Below are 20,663 nucleotides of genomic sequence, written 5' to 3'. Positions count from 1 at the left end.
GCGGACTTCAGAGCAGGAAGTCGCGGGAGATGCCTTTGCGGCGCAAGATGCGGCGCAGCTGCTCCAGGCCCTCGATCTGGATCTGGCGCACGCGTTCGCGGGTCAGGTTCAGCGAGGCGGCCAGCTCCTCCAGCGTGCAGATTTCGTAGCCGTTGAGTCCGTAGCGGCGCTCGATCACCAGCCGCTGCTTCTCGTTCAGCTGGCTCAGCCAGTCGTGGACGAACATCTCCAGCTGGCTGTTGTGCAGCTGCAGCTCCGGCTCCTCGTGCTGCTCGTCGGGGATGGACTCGCCGATCGACAGCATCGGGTCTATGTCCAGCGGCGCGTCCAGCGAGGCCATGCGCTCGTTCAGGTTCAGCACCTTGCGCACGTCCTCCACCGGCTTGCCGACCAGGTGGGCGATCTCCTCCACGCTGGGTTCGCGGCCGATCTGGCTCTCCAGATGGCGCGAGGCGCGCAGATAGACGTTCAGCTCCTTGATCACGTGCACCGGCAGGCGGATGGTGCGGGACTGGTTCATGATCGCCCGCTCTATGCTCTGGCGTATCCACCAGGTGGCATAGGTGGAGAAGCGGAAGCCGCGTTCGGGATCGAACTTCTCCAGCGCGTGCATCAGGCCGATGTTGCCCTCCTCGATCAGGTCGAGCAGGGCCAGCCCGCGGTTGATGTAGTGCTTGGCGATGTTCACCACCAGCCGAAGATTGTGCTCGATCATCTTCTGCCGGGCTTCGAACTCGCCGGCCACCACCCGCCTGGCCAGCGCCAGTTCTTCCTGAGGCGTCAGGAGCGCGTTGTTGCCGATGTCGTTCAGATAGATCTGGGTGACGTCGGCGACCACGTCCTCGAAGACCGCTGGGCTTTCGGCGCTTTCCTCGGCCTCGGCTTCGGCTGCGCTTTCCTCGCCATTGTCTTCGTCAAGAATGTCGTCCTCGTCCAGAATGTCTATTTCGTTGCTCATCTCTCTACCCCCGTCGCTGTCTTGTCCCGGCGGGGGTGGATGGCCACGCCCGGTCAGGACTTGTGTTCAAGATACTGCATCGGGTCCACCGGCTTGCCGAAGCGGCGGATCTCGAAATGCAGCTTGACTTGGTCGGCATCGGAATTGCCCATTTCGGCAATCTTCTGCCCTTTCTTGACAGACTGTCCTTCCTTGACCAGCAACTGGCTGTTGTGCGCGTATGCGGACAGGAAGGTCTTGTTATGTTTGATGATGATCAGCTTGCCGTAACCCCTCAGTCCGGCGCCGCTGTACACCACTTTGCCGTCGCCGGCCGCCAGCACCGGCTGGCCCATCCGGCCAGTAATCTCGATGCCCTTGTTGCTGTCCGAATATCCCTTGGTCATCTTGCCTTCGGTAGGCCAGGCCCAGGCCACCGCGTCTTCTTCCTGCTTGGCGCTGGGGGCGCTGGCTTCCTTGGCCGGCGCCGGGGCCTGCGCGACCGCGCTGGCTTCCGGCTTCTTCGCCGGCGGCGGGACAACCGCGGGAGCGGATGTTTGAGCGTTGTTGTTGTTGGCTGCGCGCCCCTCGCTCTGGGCCGGCAGATTCTTCACCGCTTCGCTGCTGTACGGCAGCTTCAGCGCTTTCGGGTAAGCCTTGACGCTGGAGCCGCCGGCATTCTTCGCCGTCTCGCTCGCCGCCACCACCGGCGCGGCGGCGGGCTTGTCCGCCGTGGCGGCCGCCGGGCTTGCCGCGCCGCCCGGGGGCGTCAAGCGCAGCACCTGGCCGACCTTGATGCTGTTGTCGGGCAGGTTGTTCCACGCCGCCACGTCCTTGTACTTCAGCCCGTGGTTCAGGGAAATCCGGAACAGGTTGTCGCCCGGTTTTACCACGTAAGTGTTGCCGTTTTCAGCGGCCGCGTCATCCGCCACCGGCTGGACTTTCAGACTGCCCTGGTCCCGGTAGGGGGTGGCCACGGTGGCGTCGTGCGGAGCGGACGGGGCTTCAACCTTGGCCGGAGCCGCCTGGGCGACCCGCGCCGGCGCGGCGCTTTCCACCGGGGCGGCCTGTTGCACCATGCTGCTGCAACCGGCCAAACCGGCCGCTATTGCGGCGACTAATATATGCGCATACCTGCAATGCATTTTTAGCATGTTTTTTTTGTTCAAACGTTGAATAAGAGTTTTGCTTGATTGTCTGACAGCTCAAGTGTTGCGTTTTTGCAGTCTTAACTGCGTCCGTTCAGCAGCGGAACGAATTTGACCGGGTCCAGCCGGGTCTTTTGCAGGCCTTGGGCCGTCTTCTCCAGCAGCCACAGGTGCTGCTCGGCCTCGCCCAGCGGCAGCACCATGCGGCCGCCGTCGGCCAGCTGGTCCACCAGCGGCGCCGGCACCGCCCGCGCGGCAGCGGTGATGATGATGCCGTCGAAAGGCGCGGCTTCAGGCAGGCCGGCATTGCCGTCGCCGTGCACCAGCCGGGCGTGGACCAGCTTGGCGGCGCGCAGATTGCGTCTTGCTTGGTCAAGAATCGCGCCCAGTCGTTCAATCGAGTAGACCTCGGCGCCCGTCTTCAGCAGCACCGCCGTCTGGTAGCCGCAGCCGGTGCCGACTTCCAGGATCTTGCCGGGCTGCCGGCCCTGGATCAGCAGCTCGGTCATCCGCGCCACCGTCAGCGGCTGGGAAATGGTCTGGCCGTGGCCGATGGGCAGCGACACGTCGTCGTAGGCGCGGGTGGCCAGCGCCTGGTCGACGAACAGGTGGCGCGGCACCTCGTGCATCGCCGACAGCACCCGCTCGTCGCTGATGCCGTGCTGGCGCAGGCGGTCGCTCATGCGTCGGCGCGTGCGCTCGGACAGCATGCCGTAGGCCTGGGCGTTCGGGGTCAGCGGTGCAGCCATGTGGAAATCCTGTCCAGTTGCCCGTAGGCGGTCAGATCCAGCATCAGCGGCGTGACGGACACCTGCTTGGACGCGACGCAGCCGAAGTCGGTGCCGGCGCCGGCATCCTGCACCGCGCCGACCGGTCCTACCCAGTATATCGTCTCGCCGCGGGGATTCTGTGATTTGATGACCGGCTGGGCGGCGTGGCGGCGGCCCAGGCGGGTGACCTGGACGGAGCCCAAATCCTCCGCTGGCACGTCGGGGACGTTGACGTTGAGCAGGACCGGCTGCTGGAACGGATCCGCCTGGCAGCGCTCCACCAGTTGCTCCACCACTTTGCCGGCGCTGGCGAAATGCTTGCCGCTGTGGCCGGCCATCGAGACGGCGATGGAGGGAATGCCCAGCATGAAGCCCTCGGTGGCGGCGGCGACGGTGCCGGAATACAGCGTGTCGTCGCCCATGTTCGGTCCGTGGTTGATGCCGGTGAAGATCATGTCCGGCTTGAAGTCGAGGAAGCCGGTGACCGCGAGATGGACGCAGTCGGTAGGGGTGCCGTTGACGTAATGGAAGCCGTTGGCGGCCTTGCGCACCGTCAGCGGGCGGTCCAGCGTCAGCGAGTTGCTGGCGCCGCTGCGGTCGCGCTCAGGGGCCACCACCGCCACTTCGCCGTAGCGCTGCAGCGTCTGGGCCAGCATGGCCAGGCCGGGCGCGAAATAACCGTCGTCGTTGCTGAGCAGAAACTTCATACTGTCTTTCCGTGTGTATCGCCCGATTGTAGCGCCGCCAGCATGACGGCGGATAGCGCGGCGTGGGCGCGGGGAGCGTAAAAAAACCCGCGGAAGGCGGGTTTGTCTAGCCTGTTCAGGCGTAGTAGCGTTTGCTGAATTCCAGCATCCGCTCGATCGGCACGCGCGCGGCGTCCATCTGTTCCGGGCTCAGGTAGTCGATGGCCAGGCCTTCGCCCCGCTGCGCGCGCTTCACCGCCTCGATGGTGTTCATCTTCATGTAAGGACAGGAGTTGCACTGGCAGCCGGCGTAGATCGGCGCCTGGCGCAGGTCGAGGTCGGGACGGGCCAGGCCCATGTTGTACAGGATGCCGTCTTCGGTGGCGACGAAGATCACCGCCTTGGCGTCGCCCTGGTAGGCCTTCACCCAGTTCAGCATGCCGGAGGTGGAGCCGACGTAATCGGCTTTCTTCAGCACCGGCAGCGGGCTTTCCGGGTGGGCGATCAGGTATTTCTCGCCGGGCACGGCCTCGAAAGCCTCGTTCAGCGCCGCCTCGTTGAACTTGTCGTGCACCTCGCACACCGCCGACCACAGCGGCATGTCGTAGCCGTACTGGTCGTTGAGGTAGCCGCCCATATTGCGGTCAGGCGAGAAGATCACCTGCTTACCCTCGGCGTACAGGTGGGCGATGATGTCGTCGACGTTGCGGCTGGTGACGATCCAGTCCGACACCGCTTTGTGTTCGGCGCTGGAGTTGATGTAGGACACGTGCACGTGGTCCGGGTAGCGCTTGCGCCACAGGGTCAGCTCGGCGACATCGGTCTGGGTCACCAGCGAGCAGGTCGAGCCGGCGTCAGGCAGGATCACCGTGGCGTCCGGGTTGAGGATCTTCGCGGTCTCGGCCATGAAGCGCACCCCGGCGAACACGATGATGTCGGCCTGAGCCTCCTTGGCGTACAAGGACAGTTCCAGGCTGTCTCCCACCTTGTCGGCCATCTGCTGGATTTCCGGCTGGGTGTAATAATGAGCGAGGGTGACGACGCGTTTCGTCATGGTGTTTCGGCTCCTGCCAGACCGGGAGAAGGGCCCCGGCCGGTTGAATGCTGCGGCGCAATAAACGTTTGTTGCGAAACTATAAAGGTTAGCAATATTGTAAAGCTTGCGCCACTGGCTGGGTATCGGCCCGGATTAATTTCCTCAGCCGCCGTGGCTGAAATGCATCTGTCAGCGGTTTGTCGGAGGTCAAAATGACGCCTAGCTTCCATCTGCATGATGAGGACGGCGTGGATCACGCCCACGACGACGATCACGACGCCAATCATTCCCATCTGCACCGCCACGGCGGTCCGGGGGGCGGGGACGGCAGGCGGCTGAGCAGCCGCGCGCTGGCCAAGGTGTTGGCGTTGACCTGCGGCTTCGCGCTGGTGGAGGCGCTGGGCGGCTGGTGGAGCGGCTCGCTGGCGCTGTTGTCCGACGCCGGCCACATGCTGACCGATTCGCTGTCGCTGCTGCTGGCGCTGTGGGCGGCCCGCATCGGCAGCCGGCCGGCCACCGATCGGCTGTCGTTCGGCCATGGCCGGGCCGAGGTGCTGGGCGCGCTGCTGAACAGCCTGCTGCTGTTCGGGCTGTCGGTCTTTATCGTCGCGGAGGCGGCGGAGCGGCTGCTGCGGCCGCAGGCGGTGAACGGGATGGGCGTGATGCTGATCGCCGCGATCGGCCTGGCGGTCAATGTGCTGGCGGCCTGGGTGCTCAGCCGCGGCGCGCATTCGCTGAATAGCAGGGCCGCGTTGTTGCATGTGCTGGGCGATCTGTTCGGCTCGGTGGCCGCCATCGCGTCCGGCGTGCTTATCTACCTCACCGGCTGGACGGCGGCGGACCCGCTGCTGTCCATCCTGGTGGCGTTGCTGCTGCTGGCCGCCGCCTGGCGCCTGATCCGCCAGGTGGTGATCGTGCTGATGGAAGGCGTGCCGGCGCATCTGGACTACAACCGCATCGGCGAGGCGCTGTCGGCCATCGCCGGCGTCCGCTCCGTCCATGATCTGCACGTGTGGACGATGTCGGCCGAGCGGGTGGCGCTGTCCGCCCACGTGCGCATCGCCGCGCCGCAGGACTGGCCGCGCATCCTGGCCGCCTGCCAATTGATGCTGTCGCGCGAATTTTGCATAGATCACGTAACCTTGCAGGCGGAATGGCCGGCGTCCGCGCCCGCCGGCAAGCCGGTACCGATAGATATCATCTCCGAGGACAAGCATTCATGAGGCCGCATTACCTGACCCCGCTGTTTTCCCCGCGCACCGTGGCCGTGGTCGGCGCCAGCGACCGGCCGGGTTCGATCGGCCAGGCGGTGTTCGCCAATCTGCTGGCCAGCTCCTTCCAGGGCAAGCTGTTCCCGGTCAACCTCAATCACAAGGTGGTGGGTGGCATGCCGGCGGTGGCCTCGGTGCGGCAGATCGAGGAGCCGGTGGACCTGGCGGTGGTGGTGACGGCGATCCGCTCGCTGCCGGCCGTGATCAAGGATTGCGGCAAGAAGGGCGTGAAGGCGGTGCTGCTGGCCAAGGAGTTTTCCGACAGCGAGCAGCTGGAGCAGGAACTGATCAACGAGGCTCAGTCCATCGCCCGCCATTTCGGCATCCGCATCCTCGGCCCCAATGTGCTGGGCCTGATGCGCCCGGTGGCCGGCTTCAACGCCAGCAATTACAACGGCAAGGTGCGGCCGGGCAATCTGGCGCTGGTGTCGGAGTCGTCGGCGCTGTGCGCGGCGATGCTGGACTGGGCGGACAGCAAGGAGATCGGCTTCTCCAGCGTGGTGCCGCTGGGCGGGGCGCTGGACGTCGGCTTCGGCGAAATTCTCGATTACCTGGTGGCCGACAACGCCACCCAGGGCATTCTGTTGCATGTTCACCACATTCACGACGCCCGCCGCTTCATGTCGGCGCTGCGCGCCGCCGCCCGCACCAAGCCGGTGGTGGTGATCAAGTCCGGCCGCTTCGAAAACGACGCCAGCGGCCTGACCCACGCCAGCAACCTGGTGGCCAGCGGCGACGCCTTCGACGCCGCGCTGGCCCGCGCCGGCGTGCTGCGGGTGTCGTCCATCGCCCAGCTGTTCACCGCCGCCAAGGTGCTGGCCGCCAATTACCGCGTCGGCGGCCGCCGGCTGGCCATCGTCACCAACGGTTTCGGCCCCGGCATGCTGGCCGCCGACAGCGCCGTCGATTACGGCGTGGAGCTGGCCAAGCTGAGCGAGGGCACGGTCAAGCTGCTGGACAGCGTGCTGCCGCGCAACTGGTCGCACGGCAATCCGCTGGACATCATCGGCGACGCCAGCCCGATGCGTTTCCGCACCGCGGTCAAGGCCTGCGTCGACGATCCCGGCGTGGACGGCGTGATGGTGATCTTCACCCCGCAGGCCGGCACCGACCACCTGACCACCGCGCAACTGATGATAGGCCTGCAGCGCGAGACGACGAAGCCCTTATTCCTGTCCTGGCTGGGCGATGCCAAGGTGTCGGAAAGCCGCGAGCTGTTCTCCAAGGCCAAGTGCGCCCACTTCCGCGCGCCGGAATACGGCATCGAGGTGTTCCGCCATCTGGCCGACTACCAGCGCAACCAGCAGCTGCTGTTGCAGACGCCCGGGCCGCTGGAGGGCTTGCGCAACGATCCGGACGTCAACACCGCGCGCAAGGTGATGGACGCGGCGCTGGCCGAAGGCCGCACCGTGCTGTCGGAGCGCGAATCCAAGCAGGTGCTGGCCGCCTTCCATATCCCGGTCAACCCGACCACGCTGGCCCGCACCGCCGACCAGGCGGCCAAGCAGGCGGCCAAGATCGGCTATCCGGTGGTGCTGAAGATCGACTCGCCGGACATCATCTACAAGTCCGACGTCGGCGGGGTGGAGCTCAATATCAGCAATGAGGAGACCCTGCGCGCCGCCTTCGACGCCATCCTCGCCCGCACCCGCCAGGCGCGGCCGGACGCGCGCGTCGACGGCGTGTCGGTGCAGCCGATGCGCAAGCGCCGCTTCGCGCGCGAGCTGATGGTGGGCGTGGCGCGCGACGCCGGCCTTGGCCCGGTGATCGCCTTCGGCGCCGGCGGCATCGCGGTGGAGGTGATGCGCGACCTGGCGCTGTCTTTGCCGCCGCTGAACGATTATCTGGTGGACAGCATGATAGGCCAGACCCGCATCGGCCAATTGCTGGGGCCGTTCAAGAACCTGCCGCCGGTGGACGTGGACGAGCTGCGCCACGTGCTGTTGCAGGTATCGGAAATGGTGTGCGAGCTGCCGCAGTTGAGGGAGATGGACATCAATCCGCTGGTGGCGGACGAGCAGGGGGTGATCGCGCTGGACGCGCGCATCTTCGTCGGCCCGGCGCGCGCCGACCAGAAACGCTACGGCCACATGGCCATCATGCCTTATCCCACCCATATGGTGGTGTGCGCCAAGCTGCATGACGGCACGCCGGTGATGATACGGCCGATCCGGCCGGAGGACGCGGACATGCAGCAGGCCTTCGTCCGCAATCTGTCGGAAGAAAGCCGCTACAACCGCTACCTTTCCAGCATCAAGCAGCTGTCGCAAAGCATGCTGGTCCGCTTCACCCAGCTCGACTACGACCGCGAGATGGCGCTGGCGATGACGCGCGACGGCGAAGGCGGCGAGGAGATGCTGGCGGTCGCGCGCTTCATCACCGATCCGGACAACGAGGCTTGCGAGTTCGCGCTGGAGGTGGCCGACGACTGGCAGGGGCGCGGCATCGGCACCTTGCTGTTGCAGGCCTTGTTCGACGCGGCGCGCGAGCAGGGGTTGAAGCTGATGCGCGGCGAAGTCCTGGCCGGCAACAAGGGCATGCTGAAACTGATGCATAAACTGGGATTTAGCGTCGAGCCGCACCCCGAGGACAGGGCGCTGACGCTGGTGCTGAAGACGCTGTAAGCGGACGCTTCCGGACGGTCTTGCATTAAGCGCTTGCAAGATAAGGGAAATCTGCCATAAAATCGTGGGCTTTTCTATATCCAGTTTTTTTCAAGGACAATCGACAATGGTAGTGATTCGTCTGGCCCGCGGCGGCGCCAAGAACCGTCCGTTCTACAACATCGTGGTGACCGATTCCCGCAACCGTCGTGACGGTCGCTTCATCGAGCGCGTTGGCTTCTACAACCCGGTAGCCAACGAGAAGCAAGAGCGCGTCCGCTTCACCATGGACCGTCTGAACTACTGGGTCGGCGTTGGCGCCCAGCTGTCCGACTCCGTTGCCAAGCTGCTGAAAGAGCAGAAAGTCGTAGCCGCTTAATCCGGCTATCCGACCTCAAGACGGAATTGGGCGCATGCGCGACGAAGATCTCGTAGTAATGGGCTTTGTGCGCGGCGCCTTCGGTATCAAGGGCTGGGTGAAAATCCACGCCGATACCGAATACGCTGACGGCCTGTTCGATTACCCGGTCTGGTGGCTGGGCAAGAACGGCAGCTGGAAGCCGTATACATTTGAGAACGGCGCAGTCCAGCCCAAGGCGCTCGCCGCCAAGCTGGAAGGCGTTGAAGGCAGAGATGCCGCCGAGTTGTTGCGCGGTTCGCAGATCGCGGTTCCGCGCAGCGAACTGCCTGCCCCGGCTGATGACGAGTACTACTGGAACGACCTGATGGGTCTGACCGTGGTCAATCAGCAGGGCGAGACGCTCGGCAAGGTGGACACTCTGCTCGAAACCGGCGCCAACGACGTGCTGGTGGTGAAAGGCGACGATGGCCAGCAGCGGCTGATTCCGTTCGTGGAACAGTACGTGCTGGACGTAGTGCCGGCCGAAGGACGCATCCTGGTGGACTGGGGTCTGGATTACTGATGCAGATCGACGCGGTGACGCTGTTCCCGGAGATGTTCGATTCGATTGCCCGCTTTGGCGTCAGCCAGCGGGCGCTTGACTTGGGCCTCTGGCATTTCAAAGCCTGGAATCCGCGCGATTTCACCCACGACAACTATCGTCGGGTGGACGACCGGCCTTATGGCGGCGGCCCCGGCATGGTGATGCAGATCGAGCCGCTGGAGCAGGCGATAGGCGCCGCGCGCGCGCGTCAGCGCGAAGCCGGCGTCGAAGCCAGCCACGTGGTCTACCTGTCGCCGCAAGGCGTCAGGCTCAGCCACGCCAAGGCGGCGGAGCTGTCGCAACGGCAAGGCCTGATCCTGCTGTGCGGCCGCTACGAAGGCATAGACGAGCGTCTGATCGCCACCCAGGTCGATGAGGAAATCTCGATCGGCGATTACGTGCTGTCGGGCGGCGAATTGCCGGCGATGGTGCTGGCCGACGCGGTGGTCCGGCTGCTGCCGGGCGTATTGAACGACGCCCAGTCGGCATACGAAGACTCATTTGTGGACGGTCTCTTGGACTGCCCGCACTATACCCGACCCGAAGAGTATCGAGGCATGCGGGTGCCGGACGTGCTGTTGTCCGGTAATCATGCCCTGATCGCCAAATGGCGGCTCAAGCAATCGCTGGGGCGGACGTGGAAACGCCGGCCCGAGCTGCTGCAAGACCGCGTTTTGACAAAACAGGAATCTCGGCTGCTGGCGGAGTACCAGCAGGAACAAGATATCCGCAAAAAACCGGAGTAAAACATGGATCTGATCCAGAAACTCGAGCAAGAAGAAATCGCACGCCTGGGCAAGACCCTGCCGGCATTCGCCCCGGGCGATACCGTCGTGGTTCAAGTCAAGGTAAAGGAAGGCAACCGCGAGCGTCTGCAGGCTTACGAAGGCGTTGTGATCGCCAAGCGTAACCGCGGCCTGAACAGCGCGTTCACCGTGCGCAAAATGTCCGCCGGCGAAGGCGTTGAGCGTACCTTCCAGACCTACTCCCCGCTGGTGGCTTCCGTTGAAGTGAAGCGCCGCGGCGACGTGCGTCGCGCCAAGCTGTACTACCTGCGTGGTCGTACCGGCAAGTCCGCACGCATCAAAGAAAAGCTGCCGGCCCGCAAGCAGGGTTAATCCTGCCGGCGACAGCCGCTATCATCAAAGCGCAAGGCCTGGCCTTGCGCTTTTTTCATTGGGGGGAGGGGAATGGACTATCCGGTGGTGATCGCCGCGCCGTTCGGGCGCTTGGGCATGCGCTGCGAAGCCGGCGCGCTGCGCGAGCTGCGCTTCCTGCCGGCAGCCGCGGTTTTGCGTCCGCCCGAGCCGGGCAGCCTGGCGGCCGAGGTGGCCGGGCAGCTGGATGCCTATTACGCCGATCCGCGCCATGTGTTCACCGTGCCGTGGCGGCTGGCCGGCACGCCGTACCAACTGCGGGTATGGGAGCGGATTTCCGCGATACCTTGCGGCGAAACCCGCCGCTACCTGGACCTTTCCCGGGACTTGGCGTCGTCGCCGCGCGCGGTGGGCGGCGCTTGCGGCCGCAACCCCATTCCCATCATCGTGCCCTGCCATCGGGTGGTGGCGAGCGCCGGCCTCGGCGGCTTCAACCAGTCCACCGGCGACGAGACGCTGGACATCAAGAAATGGCTGCTGAGGCATGAGCTCGGATAAGGACAGCATCGACGCCTTTCTCGACCAGCTGTGGCTGGAGGATGGCCTGTCGCAGAACACGCTGGCCGCCTACCGCCGCGATTTGTCCAAGCTGGCCGCCAGGTTGGCCGAGCAGGGCGCGACGCTGGAGGCGGCCGGGCCGGCGGATCTAGAGCGGGCGCTGCTGGCCGGCGTGGCCAGCGAGAAGCCGGCCACCCGCGCGCGGCTGATCTCGGCCCTGCGCCGCTATTGCCAGCACTTGTTGCGCAGCGGCATCCGCTCCGACGATCCCAGCGCCAGGCTGGCTTCGCCCAAGCGCGGGCAGCGTCTGCCCAAGTCGCTGTCCGAGGTCGACGTCGAAGCGCTGTTGGACGCGCCGGATACGGAGACGCCGCTCGGCCTGCGCGACCGGGCGATGCTGGAGGTGCTGTACGCCAGCGGCCTGCGGGTGTCGGAGCTGGTGGGCATGACGCTGAACCAGCTGAACCTGCTGGACGGCGTGGTGAAGACGATGGGCAAGGGCAGCAAGGAGCGGCTGGTGCCGCTAGGCGAGATCGCCCAGGACTGGCTGCTGCGCTACCTGAAGGAGGCGCGGCCGCTGCTGCTGGCCGGCCTGCCGTGCGACGCGGTGTTCGTCACCCAGCGCAAGGCCGGAATGACGCGGCAGATGGCCTGGCACCTGATTTCGCAATACGCCAGCCGCCAGGGCCTGTCCAAGGTCAGCCCGCACGTGCTGCGCCACGCCTTCGCCACCCATCTGGTCAACCACGGCGCCGACCTGCGGGTGGTGCAGCTGCTGCTGGGGCATTCCGACATTTCCACTACCCAGATCTACACCCACGTCGCGCGCGAGCGGCTGAAGCAGCTGCATGCGCGCCATCATCCGCGCGGCTGAGGCCGGTTCTCTGCCGCGGCGCGTACGGCTGAAAATAAAAAAGACCCGGCATGGCCGGGTCTTTTGCTTTGGGTTGAACGATCGCGATCAGACGGGTTCCGCCGCCAGCGCGCTCTGGTCGAACAGCAGCTCCACCTTGTCGTCGGCCACGGTGACGGTGACTTCGCCGCCAGCCACCAGCCGGCCGAACAGCAGCTCGTCGGCCAGCGCCTTGCGCAGCGTGTCCTGGATCAGGCGGGCCATCGGCCGCGCGCCCATCAGCGGGTCGAAGCCGTTCTTCGCCAGGTAGCGGCGCAGCTCGTCGGTGAAGTGGATGTCGACGTGCTTCTCCGACAACTGCTGTTCCAGCTGCATCAGGAACTTGTCCACCACCTGCAGGATGATCTGCTCGTCCAGCATGCCGAACGGGATGATGGCATCCAGCCGGTTGCGGAACTCGGGGCTGAACATCCGCTTGATGTCGCCCATCTCGTCGCCGGCGGCCTTGGTCTGGGTGAAGCCCAGCGAAGGCTTGGACAACGATTCGGCGCCGGCGTTGGTGGTCATGATCAGCACCACGTTGCGGAAGTCCGCCTTGCGGCCGTTGTTGTCGGTCAGCGTGCCGTGGTCCATCACCTGCAACAGCACGTTGTAGATGTCCGGATGCGCTTTTTCGATCTCATCCAGCAGCACCACCGCGTACGGATGCTTGTTGATGGCCTCGGTCAGCTGGCCGCCCTGCTCGAAGCCGACGTAACCGGGAGGCGCGCCGATCAGCCGCGACACCGCGTGGCGCTCCATGTACTCGGACATGTCGAAGCGGATCAACTCGACGCCGAGGATGTAGGCCAGCTGGCGCGCCAGTTCGGTCTTGCCGACGCCGGTGGGGCCGGAGAACAGGAACGATCCGATCGGCTTCTGCGGGTTGCCCAGGCCGGAGCGGGTCATCTTGATCGCGCTGGCCAGGCCTTCGATCGCCTTCTCCTGGCCGAACACCACGTTCTTCAGATCGCGCTCCAGGTTCTTCAGCACGTTCTTGTCGTCGCTGGAGACCGTCTTCGGCGGAATGCGGGCGATCTTGGCGACGATCTCTTCGATCTCCGACTTGTTGATCACCTTCTTCTGCCGCGACTTGGGCAGGATCTTCTGCGCGGCGCCGGCCTCGTCGATCACGTCGATGGCCTTGTCCGGCAGGTGGCGGTCGTTGATGTAGCGCGCCGAAAGCTCCGCCGCGGTGGACAGCGCCGACTGCGTGTACTTGACGCCGTGGTGGGCTTCGAAGCGCGACTTCAGGCCCTTCAGGATTTCCACCGTCTGCTGCACCGTCGGCTCGGTGACGTCTATCTTCTGGAAACGGCGGGACAGCGCGTTGTCCTTCTCGAAGATGCCGCGGTACTCGTTGTACGTCGTCGCGCCGATGCAGCGCAGGCTGCCGTTGGACAGCGCCGGCTTCAGCAGGTTGGACGCGTCCAGCGTGCCGCCCGACGCCGCGCCGGCGCCGATCAGCGTGTGGATCTCGTCGATGAACAGGATGGCGTTGGTGTCCTCGGTCAGTTGCTTAATCACCGCCTTCAGCCGCTGCTCGAAATCGCCGCGGTACTTGGTGCCGGCCAGCAGGGCGCCCATGTCCAGCGCGTAGACGGTGGACTTGGACAGGATCTCCGGCACCTCGCCGCCGACGATGCGGCGCGCCAGGCCCTCGGCGATGGCGGTCTTGCCGACCCCGGCCTCGCCGACCAGCAGCGGGTTGTTCTTGCGGCGGCGGCACAGGATCTGCACCGTGCGCTCAAGCTCGTGCTCGCGGCCGATCAGCGGGTCGATCTTGCCGTCGCGGGCCATCTGGTTGAGGTTCTGGGTGTAGTTCTCCAGCGCTCCGCCCGGTCCGGTGGCCTGCTCTTCGCCGTCTGCGTCGTTGTTGCCGCTGTCGCGCGGCTCCTGCGGCGGCTGCTGCGACCGCTGCTTGGTGATGCCGTGCGAGATGAAGTTGACGACGTCCAGCCGCGAGATGCCTTGCTGGTGCAGGTAGTACACCGCGTGCGAATCCTTCTCGCCGAAGATCGCGACCAGGATGTTGGCGCCGGATACTTCCTTCTTGCCCGACGACTGCACGTGCAGGATCGCGCGCTGGATCACGCGTTGGAATCCAAGCGTCGGCTGGGTTTCGACTTCCGCCTCGCCAGGCACGGTGGGAGTGTGCTCATCGATGAAGTCGGTCAGCTGCTTCTTGAGTTGGTCGATATTGGCGCCGCAGGCCCGCAAGACTTCTGCGGCCGACGGGTTGTCGGTCATCGCGAGCAGCAAATGCTCCACGCTGATGAACTCGTGGCGCTTGCGCCGTGCGTCCATGAACGCCATGTGCAGGCTTACTTCAAGCTCCTGGGCAATCATCAGTTTTCCTCCATTACGCACTGAAGCGGATGCTGATGCGCTTTCGCATATTGCAACACCTGCTCGACCTTCGTTGCAGCCACGTCTTTGGTATAAACGCCACACACGCCGTGACCTTGCGTGTGGACTTGCAGCATGATCTGGGTGGCCTTCTCTCGGTTCATGTAGAAGAACTGTTGGAGAACCTGCACCACGAAGTCCATTGGGGTAAAATCATCGTTCAATAACAACACCTTATACATCGGGGGTGGGTTTTCCCTAACCCGTGACGCCTCAAGCTGGGCATCGTCTTTGACCGAGGTGGACATGTCGACTTTCACTGAAACGGTGCCTCACTTCAATTTTGGTTCCCCCAGACTTTTTTTCAAGGGGGCTCTCAAGATCGCAATCACTTGACGCCGCCGCCGCGCTTGCGTAGAAATGCAGCTGGTGCTTGGCTTAACTGTTTGGCATTTTGCGGCACAGCATTTTGTCAAACTCTATTAAGCTCTAAGTTGGTCGGCTTCACCAGCCTTTTTTTCGCAAGGAAGTTAAATGGCATTTGGTACCGTGAAGTGGTTCAATGACGCAAAAGGCTTCGGCTTTATTACCCCGGACGAAGGTGGCGAGGATCTGTTCGCCCATTTCTCGGCCATCAACATGCAAGGCTTCAAGACCCTGAAAGAGGGTCAGCGTGTGAGCTTTGAAGTGGTGTCCGGCCCGAAAGGTAAGCAAGCGTCCAATATCCAGAACGCGTAAGTCTGTTCTGGACCCAGCCCCGCCGCGTGGTGGGCTGCAAGGCATATTTCAAAGCCCGCCTATGGCGGGCTTTTCATTTTGGCGGCGCTCATCCGGCCGGCGCGCGCAGGATGTAGACCAGCGATGCCGGCGCGGCGGGGATGTCGCGCAGGCTGCCGTGATGGCTGAAGCCAAGCCGCAGCAGCACGCGGATCGAGGGCAGGTTGGCCGGGCGGACTTTGGCGAACACCGCCGGCGCGGCCAAGGAGCCGAACGCGCAGTGCAGCGCTTGCCGGGCCATTTCGCTGGCCAGTCCCCGCCCCCAGGCGGACGGCGCGAAGCGGTAGCCCAGGTTCAGCCTGTCCCGTCCGCCGTAATCGCTGTAGCTGAGGCCGCCAAAGCCGATGATCCTATTCGGCTCTTCTTTGGCGGCGATCGCCCAGCGTCCGAAACCATGTCGTTCCCATTCTTTGATCCAGCCGAGCAACTGCGCGCGGGCATGCTCTAGCGAGGAGTATGGCCCATGGGGATTGTGGCGGTTGGTTTCGGGGTCTCCGAATATCGCGTACAGCGCTTCGGCGTCGCCGGCGCAGACCGCGCGCAGCAGCAGGCGTTCGCTCTGGGTATGCCGCATCTCCTTCTCTTCACTTTCGTCGAATGGCGGGATGTCCATTGTCGGAAATTGGGAGACATCATGTAACGCGTTGGCTGAAATATTTGACATGGATTTTCATTATGTCTCTGAGTCTGGATGATCTTGAGTTGCTGTTGGACGTGGCCGCATTGGGCAGCTTCAGCCAGGCGGCTGCGCGCAGAGGCTGGTCGCAGCCGCAGGCCAGCCAGCGCGTCGCTGTGCTGGAGAAGCGGCTGGGCGCGAAATTGTTCAGCCGGCACCGCCGCGGCGCGGAGCCTACCGCGGCCTGCTTGGCCTTTCTGCCCGCGGCGCGAGCGGCATTGGATGCGCTGGCGGAGGGGCGGGAGCGTTTGGCCGGGGCGGAGGGACTGCCCAGGGTGCGGGTGGCTTGTCTGCCTTCTCTGGCCGGGGTGGTATTCGGCCCCTTGCTGGCGAGGCTGGCCGAGGCGCCGCTGGAAATCCGCTGCGATACCGATCATTCTCCCCAAATCCTGCAGCAGTTGCTGGGCGGGGAGCTGGATATCGGCTTTGTGTTGCAGCGTCCGGCCGTTTCGGGGCTGGAGCTGGAGGCATTGTGCGATTCGCCGATCGTGGCGGTGGCGGCCTCTTCCCATCCGCTGGCGGGAGTGGAGCAGGCGCAGTCGCTTGGCCGGTTGGCGGAATACCCGCTGGCGCCGCAGAACTGGGGAGAGGGCGCCGAGGAGCTGGTTCGCCGCCTGAGGCGGCTGCGCGCGCCAGGCCGTCCCATCCATTTGCTGCAACCGGCCTCTGCCGCGCGCGATCTGGCCCTCTGGCATGGCTACGTGGCCTTCGTGCCGCGTCTGGCGGTGCGGCAGGAACTGGAGTGGGGCGCGCTGCGGGAGTTGCCGCTGCAGGAGCCGGAGCTTGGCCATTGGCGCTTGATGATGGCATGGCGCGGCGGCAAGCGGCCGGACGCGGCGAAGACAATGGCGCTGGAGGCCGCGCGGGCGCTGGCCGGCGACTGGCGTTGATTTGCCTAGCCATGCGCGATAGGACGGCGGGAATAGGCGCGCGGGCATGAAAAAAGCCCCCGGCAACCGGGGGCTTGCGGCTTGTCGGCCAGGGGTCAGGCCTGCAGGGCGGAGATCGCCGCGTTGAAGGTGGCGCTGGGGCGCATCACCGCGCGGCACTTGGCGGCGTCCGGCAGGTAGTAGCCGCCGATATCGGCCGCTTTGCCTTGCACGGCCTTCAGTTCGGCCAGGATCTTCTGCTCGTTGTCGGCCAGTTGCTTGGCGACAGGCGCGAAGCGGGCCTGCAGCTCCTGGTCGTCGGTTTGCGCGGCCAGCGCCTGGGCCCAGTACAGGGACAGGTAGAACTGGCTGCCGCGGTTGTCCAGCTCGCCGGTGCGGCGGGACGGGGACTTGTTTTCGTCCAGCAGCTTGCCGGTGGCCAGGTCCAGCGTCTTGGCCAATACCTTGGCCTTGGCGTTGCCGGTCTTGATGCCCAGGTCTTCCAGCGACACCGCCAGAGCCAGGAATTCGCCGAGCGAGTCCCAGCGCAGGTGGTTTTCTTCCAGCAACTGCTGCACGTGCTTCGGAGCCGAGCCGCCGGCGCCGGTTTCGTACATGCCGCCGCCGGCCATCAGCGGCACGATGGACAGCATCTTGGCCGAGGTGCCCAGCTCCATGATCGGGAACAGGTCGGTCAGGTAGTCGCGCAGGATGTTGCCGGTGACCGAGATGGTATCCAGGCCGCGGGCTACGCGTTCAAGCGTGAAGCGCATCGCGCGAACCTGGGACATGATGTGGATGTCCAGGCCGGAAGTGTCGTAATCCTTCAAGTAGGTTTGCACCTTCTTGATCAGCTCGTTCTCATGCGGACGGTACGGGTCCAGCCAGAACACGGCCGGCATGCCGGAGTTGCGGGCACGGGTCACGGCCAGCTTGACCCAATCGCGGATCGGAGCATCCTTGACCTGGCACATGCGCCAGATGTCGCCGGCTTCCACGTTTTGGCTCAGCAGCACTTCGCCGGTGGCGAGATCGACGATGTTGGCGACGCCGTCGGCCTGGATTTCATAGGTCTTGTCATGCGAGCCGTACTCTTCGGCCTTCTGCGCCATCAGGCCGACATTGGGCACGGTGCCCATGGTGCGCGGGTCGAAGTTGCCGTGCCATTTGCAGAAGTTGATCATCTCCTGGTAAATGCGGGCGAAGGTGGATTCCGGCATCACCGCCTTGCAGTCGTAAGGCTTGCCGTCGGCGCCCCACATCTTGCCGCCGGCGCGGATCATGGCCGGCATCGAGGCGTCGACGATGATGTCGTTGGGCGAGTGGAAGTTGGTGATGCCCTTGGCGGAGTCCACCATCGCCAGGCGCGGGCGGTGTTCCTGGCAGGCGTGCAGATCGCGGATGATCTCTTCGCGCTTGGAGGCCGGCAGGGTCTCGATCTTCTCGTACAGCGTGGACATGCCGTTGTTGACGTTGACGCCCAGCTCGTCGAACAGCTTGCCGTGCTTCTCGAACGCGTCCTTGTAGTAGATCTTGACGCAGTGGCCGAACACGATGGGGTGGGACACCTTCATCATGGTGGCCTTCACGTGCAGGGAGAACAGGATGCCGGCTTCGCGGCAGTCTTCCATCTCGCGCTCGTAGAACTCGCACAGCGCTTTCTTGCTCATGAACATCGAGTCGATGATCTCGCCGTTCTGCAGCGCCACCTTGGGCTTCAGCACGATGGTCTGGCCGCTGTTGGTCACCAGCTCCATCCTGACATCGCGTGTCTTGTCCAGCGTGATGGACTTCTCGCCATGGTAGAAGTCGCCGTGGTGCATGTGGGAGACGTGAGTCTGCGACCACTGCTTCCATTCGCCCATCGAGTGCGGATGCTTCTTGGCGTAGTTTTTCACCGCCAGCGGCGCGCGGCGGTCGGAGTTGCCTTCGCGCAGCACCGGGTTGACGGCGGAGCCCAGACACTTGGCGTAGCGGTCCTTGATCGCCTTTTCTTCGTCGGTGGCGGGGTTTTCCGGGTAATCGGGCAGCTTGTAGCCCTTGGATTGCAGCTCCTTGACGCAGGCGGCCAGCTGGGCCACCGAGGCGCTGATATTCGGCAGCTTGATGATGTTGGCTTCCGGCTGCAGCGTCAGCTTGCCGAGCTCGGCCAGCGTGTTCGGCACCTTCTGTTCGTCGGTCAGATAGTCGGGGAATTCGGCCAGCACGCGCGCGGCCACGGAGATGTCGGCGGTGTCTACCTGGACGCCGGCCGAGCCCGCGAAGGCCTGGACGATGGGCAGGAAAGAACTGGTGGCCAGCGCCGGCGCTTCGTCGGTGAGGGTGTAGATGATTTTCGATTGTTCTGCTGGCATTACTCTATCTCCATGTTGATCTTGTGACGACAGAACGATTGCGCGAAGAGTTCATCGCTCGGACGACGTCCCGGGGAACATCGGAGCGCGCGGCCGGCCTGACGCGGGCGTCTGGCGGCTCTTGGGCAATTTTCAAAAGCGAATTATACCCCTTCTCACCGGCTTGGTCGGCGGCGCAACTGAAACTTTTATGCCTGGTAACTGGGGATGGACGTTCGGATGCGAATAAAACACTTGTTCGAACCGCCGCAGGGCGGCATCCGGCGCACGATATCGATCACGGCGGGCTCCGGGCTTGCTATCATTCGCCTACCTTATGTTTAGCCGTGTCGTCCGCATGCCCCAGCTCATCCTGCTCAACAAGCCTTACGGCGTGATCTGCCAGTTTTCCGAACATCCCACTCATCCTACGCTGAAGTCCTGCGTGCCGCAGTCCGGCGTCTATCCGGCCGGCCGGCTCGATACCGACAGCGAAGGCTTGCTGTTGCTGACCGGCGACGGCGTCTTGCAGCACCGCATCGCCGATCCGCGCTGGAAGCTGCCCAAGACTTACTGGGTGCAGGTGGAGGGCGAACCCAAGGAAGAGCAGCTGGAGATCCTCCGCCAAGGCGTGGATCTGGGCGATTTCGTCACCCGGCCGGCTCAGGCGCGTCGCATCGATACTCCGGAGTTGTGGCCGCGCAATCCGCCGGTGCGCTTTCGCAAGACGGTGCCCGACTGCTGGCTGGAGATCATCATCAGCGAGGGCAAGAACCGCCAGGTGCGGCGGATGACCGCCAAGGCTGGCCTGCCCACGCTGCGGCTGGTGCGGGTGGCGATCGGCCCGTGGACGCTGGATGGGCTGCAGCCTGGGGAGATGCGCGCGATCGATGTTCCGCTTGAGGATTTGCCGCGGGCGCAGCCCGCCGGCCGCAGCGGCAAGCCGCGGCCCAATGCGCCCCAGGCGCCGAAGCCGAAGACCGGCAAAACGCCTGCCTTCCGTTTCGCGCGCGGCAAGAAATCCTAGCGGGGGCTTCGGCGGCGCAGCGTTTAGCCTGAGGGCGGGGCCGCTGGTTTTCTATCCGCGCTGGGCGGGCAGACGTGTCGCCAGCCGCTATCGCTGCGTTTGCCGGGCAGAAATGCGGAGCGGGAAAGCTTTCGCTTTCCCGCTGGGGTGTTGCGGCGCCGATGCCGCGCGCCGATCTATTGGGTCACGGACCAAACAGCTAGTGGTTATGATGATCCTCGAAATAAGCGATCGGTCCCGCACTGGTTAGGCCAATATGGAAGTTCGAGCTTTCCGAAAACACCTCGCCGGCGCTTTCGGCAGCCCGCACGAATTCGAACAGCACTTCAACTTCCTTGAACTTGCGCGCCAGGATCAGATTGCCGTCCAGCCAATTGCGGATCTCGTCCGAGTGCGGGTGCTGGTTTTCCAGCGAGAGCTGGAAGCCTTCACCGCTGATCAGACTGATTGCCGGCGGCATGCTGATGTCGAACTGGCTCAATTCCTTTTGCGCCAGCTCCGCGAAGCTGGACAGTTCGAGGTTGGCCTTTTCCCGGATATCGGAAAGGGCAATGGACCCGTCGTCCCCGATGTGGCCAAGCAGCTGGCTCAAGCTGGGAATGGCGGAGGTGGTTTCAAACGACATCACTTGCTCCTCTTCTGAACGTTACCATCTAGTAATAATAGGAAACGATTCCTCGAGTGAGCTGG

21 protein-coding genes are annotated in these 20,663 nt (G+C 64.4%); 11 read left to right on the top strand and 10 right to left on the bottom strand.

Going from position 1 to position 20,663, the window contains the following annotated elements:
* Window positions 1-7: 7 nt before the first annotated feature.
* The 5 genes from rpoS to nadA all read right to left on the bottom strand — a co-directional run bounded on the left by rpoS (window position 8) and on the right by nadA (window position 4,595).
* Window positions 8-958 (bottom strand): RNA polymerase sigma factor RpoS, encoded by a 951-nt coding sequence (gene rpoS, locus ACY3GB_RS09165; protein ID WP_463088456.1) that lies wholly within the window; start codon window positions 956-958, stop codon window positions 8-10.
* 53 nt (window positions 959-1,011) lie between these two features.
* The gene (locus tag ACY3GB_RS09160) at window positions 1,012-2,016 is read right to left on the bottom strand and encodes a peptidoglycan DD-metalloendopeptidase family protein (protein WP_463088455.1); all 1,005 of its coding nucleotides are present in this window, start codon (window positions 2,014-2,016) and stop codon (window positions 1,012-1,014) included.
* A 149-nt stretch (window positions 2,017-2,165) separates the two neighbouring features.
* Window positions 2,166-2,834 (bottom strand): protein-L-isoaspartate(D-aspartate) O-methyltransferase, encoded by a 669-nt coding sequence (locus ACY3GB_RS09155; RefSeq protein WP_046155486.1) that lies wholly within the window; start codon window positions 2,832-2,834, stop codon window positions 2,166-2,168.
* Window positions 2,819-3,562, bottom strand: a complete 744-nt coding sequence (surE, locus tag ACY3GB_RS09150) for a 5'/3'-nucleotidase SurE (RefSeq protein WP_463088454.1) — start codon at window positions 3,560-3,562, stop codon at window positions 2,819-2,821. Before surE ends, ACY3GB_RS09155 begins: the two co-directional genes overlap by 16 nt.
* Before the next feature lie 115 nt (window positions 3,563-3,677).
* The gene (gene nadA / locus ACY3GB_RS09145) at window positions 3,678-4,595 is read right to left on the bottom strand and encodes a quinolinate synthase NadA (protein ID WP_463088453.1); all 918 of its coding nucleotides are present in this window, start codon (window positions 4,593-4,595) and stop codon (window positions 3,678-3,680) included.
* A gap of 194 nt (window positions 4,596-4,789) precedes the next feature.
* On the opposite strand from nadA, the gene ACY3GB_RS09140 reads away from it, so the two are divergent.
* The 8 genes from ACY3GB_RS09140 to xerD all read left to right on the top strand — a co-directional run bounded on the left by ACY3GB_RS09140 (window position 4,790) and on the right by xerD (window position 11,924).
* The gene (locus ACY3GB_RS09140; RefSeq protein ID WP_463088452.1) at window positions 4,790-5,800 is read left to right on the top strand and encodes a cation diffusion facilitator family transporter; all 1,011 of its coding nucleotides are present in this window, start codon (window positions 4,790-4,792) and stop codon (window positions 5,798-5,800) included.
* Window positions 5,797-8,472, top strand: a complete 2,676-nt coding sequence (locus ACY3GB_RS09135) for a bifunctional acetate--CoA ligase family protein/GNAT family N-acetyltransferase (protein ID WP_463088451.1) — start codon at window positions 5,797-5,799, stop codon at window positions 8,470-8,472. Before ACY3GB_RS09140 ends, ACY3GB_RS09135 begins: the two co-directional genes overlap by 4 nt.
* 106 nt (window positions 8,473-8,578) lie before the next feature.
* Entirely contained in the window at window positions 8,579-8,830 is a 252-nt protein-coding gene (rpsP, locus tag ACY3GB_RS09130; RefSeq protein ID WP_011137222.1) for a 30S ribosomal protein S16, read from the top strand.
* A 34-nt stretch (window positions 8,831-8,864) separates the two neighbouring features.
* Window positions 8,865-9,374, top strand: a complete 510-nt coding sequence (gene rimM, locus ACY3GB_RS09125) for a ribosome maturation factor RimM (RefSeq protein ID WP_463088450.1) — start codon at window positions 8,865-8,867, stop codon at window positions 9,372-9,374.
* A complete protein-coding gene (gene trmD / locus ACY3GB_RS09120) occupies window positions 9,374-10,141 on the top strand; it encodes a tRNA (guanosine(37)-N1)-methyltransferase TrmD (RefSeq protein ID WP_463088449.1) in 768 nt (255 codons plus the stop codon). Before rimM ends, trmD begins: the two co-directional genes overlap by 1 nt.
* 3 nt (window positions 10,142-10,144) lie before the next feature.
* Window positions 10,145-10,513, top strand: a complete 369-nt coding sequence (rplS, locus tag ACY3GB_RS09115; protein WP_021476697.1) for a 50S ribosomal protein L19 — start codon at window positions 10,145-10,147, stop codon at window positions 10,511-10,513.
* Window positions 10,514-10,585: 72 nt separating this feature from the next.
* A complete protein-coding gene (locus ACY3GB_RS09110; protein WP_463088448.1) occupies window positions 10,586-11,050 on the top strand; it encodes a methylated-DNA--[protein]-cysteine S-methyltransferase in 465 nt (154 codons plus the stop codon).
* Entirely contained in the window at window positions 11,037-11,924 is an 888-nt protein-coding gene (gene xerD / locus ACY3GB_RS09105; protein ID WP_463088447.1) for a site-specific tyrosine recombinase XerD, read from the top strand. The genes ACY3GB_RS09110 and xerD overlap by 14 nt, the downstream gene beginning before the upstream one ends.
* Before the next feature lie 87 nt (window positions 11,925-12,011).
* On the opposite strand, the gene clpA is transcribed toward xerD, so the two are convergent.
* On the bottom strand, window positions 12,012-14,291 hold the full coding sequence (clpA, locus tag ACY3GB_RS09100; protein ID WP_166440170.1) for an ATP-dependent Clp protease ATP-binding subunit ClpA: 2,280 nt from the start codon (window positions 14,289-14,291) through the stop codon (window positions 12,012-12,014).
* Complete coding sequence (clpS, locus tag ACY3GB_RS09095; protein ID WP_021476693.1) at window positions 14,291-14,599, bottom strand: ATP-dependent Clp protease adapter ClpS; 309 nt, start codon at window positions 14,597-14,599, stop codon at window positions 14,291-14,293. The genes clpA and clpS overlap by 1 nt, the downstream gene beginning before the upstream one ends.
* Before the next feature lie 226 nt (window positions 14,600-14,825).
* Here clpS and ACY3GB_RS09090 point away from each other — a divergent pair, with 226 nt between their 5' ends.
* Window positions 14,826-15,029, top strand: coding sequence for a cold-shock protein (locus ACY3GB_RS09090; RefSeq protein WP_011137214.1), 204 nt, complete (start codon window positions 14,826-14,828; stop codon window positions 15,027-15,029).
* 88 nt (window positions 15,030-15,117) lie between these two features.
* On the opposite strand, the gene ACY3GB_RS09085 is transcribed toward ACY3GB_RS09090, so the two are convergent.
* Entirely contained in the window at window positions 15,118-15,642 is a 525-nt protein-coding gene (locus ACY3GB_RS09085) for a GNAT family N-acetyltransferase (protein WP_463088446.1), read from the bottom strand.
* A gap of 101 nt (window positions 15,643-15,743) precedes the next feature.
* Here ACY3GB_RS09085 and ACY3GB_RS09080 point away from each other — a divergent pair, with 101 nt between their 5' ends.
* Window positions 15,744-16,634 carry a LysR family transcriptional regulator gene (locus ACY3GB_RS09080; RefSeq protein WP_463088445.1) on the top strand — a complete coding sequence of 297 codons (891 nt, stop codon included), beginning with the start codon at window positions 15,744-15,746 and terminating at the stop codon, window positions 16,632-16,634.
* Window positions 16,635-16,729: 95 nt separating this feature from the next.
* On the opposite strand, the gene ACY3GB_RS09075 is transcribed toward ACY3GB_RS09080, so the two are convergent.
* On the bottom strand, window positions 16,730-18,967 hold the full coding sequence (locus ACY3GB_RS09075; protein ID WP_463088444.1) for an NADP-dependent isocitrate dehydrogenase: 2,238 nt from the start codon (window positions 18,965-18,967) through the stop codon (window positions 16,730-16,732).
* A gap of 337 nt (window positions 18,968-19,304) precedes the next feature.
* Between ACY3GB_RS09075 and ACY3GB_RS09070 the strand changes: the two genes are divergently transcribed.
* Window positions 19,305-19,973: a pseudouridine synthase gene (locus ACY3GB_RS09070; protein ID WP_463088443.1), complete on the top strand. Its 669-nt coding sequence runs from the start codon at window positions 19,305-19,307 to the stop codon at window positions 19,971-19,973.
* Window positions 19,974-20,172: 199 nt separating this feature from the next.
* On the opposite strand, the gene ACY3GB_RS09065 is transcribed toward ACY3GB_RS09070, so the two are convergent.
* Complete coding sequence (locus ACY3GB_RS09065) at window positions 20,173-20,598, bottom strand: hypothetical protein (protein WP_463088442.1); 426 nt, start codon at window positions 20,596-20,598, stop codon at window positions 20,173-20,175.
* Window positions 20,599-20,663: the final 65 nt, after the last annotated feature.

The sequence above is a fragment of the Chromobacterium sp. Ag138 genome (genome assembly GCF_055181315.1).
The sequence above is the reverse complement of the archived record's forward strand: the minus strand, read 5'-3'. Positions and strand labels throughout refer to the sequence as shown.

What these genes read in the sequence shown, in the direction of transcription:
- ACY3GB_RS09135 (WP_463088451.1), top strand. Translation starts at nt 5,797, where the DNA reads ATGAGGCCGCATTACCTGACCCCGCTGTTTTCCCCGCGCACCGTGGCC.
- ACY3GB_RS09080 (WP_463088445.1), top strand. Translation starts at nt 15,744, where the DNA reads ATGTCTCTGAGTCTGGATGATCTTGAGTTGCTGTTGGACGTGGCCGCA.
- rpsP (WP_011137222.1), top strand. Translation starts at nt 8,579, where the DNA reads ATGGTAGTGATTCGTCTGGCCCGCGGCGGCGCCAAGAACCGTCCGTTC.
- surE (WP_463088454.1), bottom strand. Translation starts at nt 3,562, where the DNA reads ATGAAGTTTCTGCTCAGCAACGACGACGGTTATTTCGCGCCCGGCCTG.
- ACY3GB_RS09140 (WP_463088452.1), top strand. Translation starts at nt 4,790, where the DNA reads ATGACGCCTAGCTTCCATCTGCATGATGAGGACGGCGTGGATCACGCC.
- rplS (WP_021476697.1), top strand. Translation starts at nt 10,145, where the DNA reads ATGGATCTGATCCAGAAACTCGAGCAAGAAGAAATCGCACGCCTGGGC.
- rpoS (WP_463088456.1), bottom strand. Translation starts at nt 958, where the DNA reads ATGAGCAACGAAATAGACATTCTGGACGAGGACGACATTCTTGACGAA.
- ACY3GB_RS09075 (WP_463088444.1), bottom strand. Translation starts at nt 18,967, where the DNA reads ATGCCAGCAGAACAATCGAAAATCATCTACACCCTCACCGACGAAGCG.
- ACY3GB_RS09085 (WP_463088446.1), bottom strand. Translation starts at nt 15,642, where the DNA reads ATGCGGCATACCCAGAGCGAACGCCTGCTGCTGCGCGCGGTCTGCGCC.
- clpA (WP_166440170.1), bottom strand. Translation starts at nt 14,291, where the DNA reads ATGATTGCCCAGGAGCTTGAAGTAAGCCTGCACATGGCGTTCATGGAC.
- rimM (WP_463088450.1), top strand. Translation starts at nt 8,865, where the DNA reads ATGCGCGACGAAGATCTCGTAGTAATGGGCTTTGTGCGCGGCGCCTTC.
- ACY3GB_RS09110 (WP_463088448.1), top strand. Translation starts at nt 10,586, where the DNA reads ATGGACTATCCGGTGGTGATCGCCGCGCCGTTCGGGCGCTTGGGCATG.
- ACY3GB_RS09070 (WP_463088443.1), top strand. Translation starts at nt 19,305, where the DNA reads ATGCCCCAGCTCATCCTGCTCAACAAGCCTTACGGCGTGATCTGCCAG.
- clpS (WP_021476693.1), bottom strand. Translation starts at nt 14,599, where the DNA reads ATGTCCACCTCGGTCAAAGACGATGCCCAGCTTGAGGCGTCACGGGTT.
- ACY3GB_RS09090 (WP_011137214.1), top strand. Translation starts at nt 14,826, where the DNA reads ATGGCATTTGGTACCGTGAAGTGGTTCAATGACGCAAAAGGCTTCGGC.
- ACY3GB_RS09065 (WP_463088442.1), bottom strand. Translation starts at nt 20,598, where the DNA reads ATGTCGTTTGAAACCACCTCCGCCATTCCCAGCTTGAGCCAGCTGCTT.
- trmD (WP_463088449.1), top strand. Translation starts at nt 9,374, where the DNA reads ATGCAGATCGACGCGGTGACGCTGTTCCCGGAGATGTTCGATTCGATT.
- ACY3GB_RS09160 (WP_463088455.1), bottom strand. Translation starts at nt 2,016, where the DNA reads ATGGTGCAACAGGCCGCCCCGGTGGAAAGCGCCGCGCCGGCGCGGGTC.
- xerD (WP_463088447.1), top strand. Translation starts at nt 11,037, where the DNA reads ATGAGCTCGGATAAGGACAGCATCGACGCCTTTCTCGACCAGCTGTGG.
- nadA (WP_463088453.1), bottom strand. Translation starts at nt 4,595, where the DNA reads ATGACGAAACGCGTCGTCACCCTCGCTCATTATTACACCCAGCCGGAA.
- ACY3GB_RS09155 (WP_046155486.1), bottom strand. Translation starts at nt 2,834, where the DNA reads ATGGCTGCACCGCTGACCCCGAACGCCCAGGCCTACGGCATGCTGTCC.